Origin of the sequence: Vibrio sp. OPT46 (assembly GCF_015163535.1) — a bacterium.
Taxonomy (GTDB): Bacteria; Pseudomonadota; Gammaproteobacteria; order Enterobacterales; family Vibrionaceae; genus Vibrio; species Vibrio alginolyticus.
This window is the reverse complement of sequence record NZ_JADDYG010000320.1, coordinates 1-2,068: the sequence shown is the minus strand read 5'-3', so window position 1 is coordinate 2,068 and position 2,068 is coordinate 1. Positions and strand designations below refer to the sequence as shown.

Genomic DNA, 2,068 nt, shown 5'->3' with positions numbered 1-2,068 from the left:
GAGAAAGTGGGTATCGTTATGTTGTATGGATGTCACAAGATGGACGTCGATTACTAAACTTTTTGCAATCGATGAGCGCTGAGCATCCCTCACTGGGGATTGTATGCTTGTCAGTGCGATCTAACTTAGCAGAGGTAGTTAAGGATCCTACTAGTGGTTCACTGATACGGAAAGCAGCTGACGATATGGAGAGTTTCTTGAATCGAATGCGTGCTTTGGTGGGGAATATTCGTGAAATTCATCATCAACTAAATCATGGTAGCTCACAAGTTAATGGCCGATTTGAGTTTTATTTTAATGAATATTTAGGTGAACTTTTTCTCCCAAACATTGAAAAATTAGCACTCAAAGGCAACCCTAAGCTTCATGGCAACAAGATTCTTAAACTGGCTAATATAATCCGTTTTGACTCTGATCTTCTCGAAGAATGTGTAAAAGCGTACAAGCGAAGTGATATTGCTAATTCATCTAAGGATTTGGTGGAGAACGACCTTGACCGACTGAGTAAAGCTTTTGAAGGAATTGAACCGTTGTTTGCCAAAACACAAGATTACGCTAGGCGTATCACTCGTCGAATTCATGAACAAATCAAATACACGGTTCATACACCAAGTAACATCGGTCAACAAATTCAATTTTTGCTTGAGAAGATCGGACAAGATGATTCAGTCAATACACTCCCTAGCTTGTCTATTGGCGAAGAACTGATTTCTTGTAGCCGCCTTGCTAAACCGAAGTCTAAACCAATCGAACCTTCAGAATCATCACGACGGCAACAAAAGCCGCTATGGGAAAAGCGAGCCTACAACCAGCTCAAACAGGAACATATAGACTTTCAGAAGTGCAGCTTAGAGCGTGTAGATAAGTACTTAGAAGATTCATTGAGAGGACGTACACAAGTCACGACTGATGAGCTGACGATTAACAGTCCAGATGAAATGATGGCTGCTCTTCACTTACGTTTACTTGCTCAAGGAATACCCAAAACGCATGTATTGCACCCACTCCAAGAAAAATATCATGTGTCGTTTGATGATGAAGAAGCATGGACAACTCTAGAGGCTATGGCAGGGCGACGTTTGATTATCCGCATTAAAGATATGGAGATAGCATCATATGGCAAGTGAAATTATTCTTAGAGAACTTAAAGACATAGAGTTAAAAACCTCTGCTGATTACACCGACAATTTGCGGAAAACTTCAGCTTATTTAATTCGGAATCAATGGGTTTGGAAAGAAAAGCGAGGTCATAGAGAGCACTTTAAGCGGTGCGAGGATAATCAAACTTACTTTCATAAATTGTTCGATAGCTTAGATATGACATGGCACTTTGATCGTAATTTTGGCTATGCGGGAGTCCTTCCAAGAGGAGTCGGTAAACGCCTCGATGTTACGACTACGATTTTCTTATTGATTTTACGCAAGATGTACGACACGGAAGCATCGATGGGACGTACAGAACTTGGGCGTGTAAAACCTCCAGCAACTGAACTTATAAACCAATATGAGTTAATAAAAGGGGTTCGGCCACAAGTTACAGAAACCTCTCATGCACTAGATAACTTGAAAAGGAAAGGCGTCATTGAGCTTGGGGAGAAGGATTTGGACACCAAGTTATATGAAATCACGGTACTCCCTAATATCACGAGAGTAGTAAGTGCTACTTATTTGGGTCTCTTAGACGAGTTTATGGATAGTTTTTCTAGCGACGTATTAAAAGACGGTTCAGCAGAATGTGACGAAGCAGTGGAGGTATCTTATGACTAGTGACAAACAACCAATGAACTCACACAGACTGAGCAATATTATTCTTGCTCAATGGTACTTGTTTGAATTAGAAACCTTTGATGTTGCTCAAGCAGGTGCGACTTTGTTTTCTGGTGATAATGGAGCAGGCAAAACTACCATCTTTGATGCTATACAATTTGTGCTTATGGGGGGAGACCAACGGATTACTCGCTATAATGCAGCAGCAGACGGCAGAACATCAGAGCGTACAGCCCGAAGTTATGCGCTTGGTGAGTTTCAAGATAATGACTCAACTAGTTTGCTGCGTGATAATGCCAAC

Annotated in this window: 3 protein-coding genes; all 3 read left to right on the top strand. The window is 41.2% G+C overall.

Features of this window, described 5'->3' with window-relative positions; genetic code table 11:
• Positions 1–1,127 (top strand): Wadjet anti-phage system protein JetA family protein (locus tag IQR33_RS15290; protein WP_193843811.1); only part of this gene is annotated, 1,127 nt, incomplete at its 5' end.
• Positions 1,117–1,767, top strand: coding sequence for a DUF4194 domain-containing protein (locus IQR33_RS15285; protein WP_193843810.1), 651 nt, complete (start codon positions 1,117–1,119; stop codon positions 1,765–1,767). The genes IQR33_RS15290 and IQR33_RS15285, both read left to right, overlap by 11 nt.
• Positions 1,760–2,068 (top strand): ATP-binding protein (locus tag IQR33_RS15280; RefSeq protein WP_228013912.1); only part of this gene is annotated, 309 nt, incomplete at its 3' end. The genes IQR33_RS15285 and IQR33_RS15280, both read left to right, overlap by 8 nt.

Coding starts and splice junctions, on each gene's coding strand:
- IQR33_RS15285 (WP_193843810.1), top strand. CDS start 1,117: ATGGCAAGTGAAATTATTCTTAGAGAACTTAAAGACATAGAGTTAAAA.